A 440-nucleotide genomic window follows, 5' to 3' on the forward strand; every position below is an offset into this window, starting at 1 on the left:
GTGGCTATCTGAACCGTGCCGATCTGACGGCGGAGCGGTTCATCGCCAGTCCCTTTGTGGACGGCGATCGGCTGTACCGGACCGGCGACCTGGCGCGCTATCTGCCCGACGGCAATCTGGAGTTCCTCGGCCGCAACGACGACCAGGTGAAGATCCGCGGCTTCCGCATCGAGCCGGGCGAGATCGCCGCACGGCTTTGCGAGCACGCCTGGGTGCGCGATGCGGTTGTGGTGGCGCGCCAGGACCGGTCCGGCGACAAGCACCTTGTCGCCTATGTGGTGGGCTCGGACGAGGCTGGCTCGGACGAGGACGATGGAGGCGGGCTGGCCGGCGCCTTGCGGGCGCACTTAAGTGCGCGGCTGCCGGACTACATGGTGCCGTCGGCGTTCGTGCGGCTATCGGGGCTGCCGCTGACGGTGAACGGCAAGCTCGACCGCAAG

At 68.6% G+C, this 440-nt stretch carries 1 protein-coding gene; it reads left to right on the forward strand.

From position 1 onward, the window contains the following. Nucleotides 1–440, forward strand: a 440-nt coding sequence (locus tag GWE18_RS42060) for an AMP-binding protein (protein ID WP_275191326.1), incomplete at both ends; no start/stop codon positions are given.

It is taken from the genome of Bradyrhizobium sp. CSA112 (assembly GCF_029051645.1).
Taxonomy (GTDB): domain Bacteria; phylum Pseudomonadota; class Alphaproteobacteria; order Rhizobiales; family Xanthobacteraceae; genus Bradyrhizobium.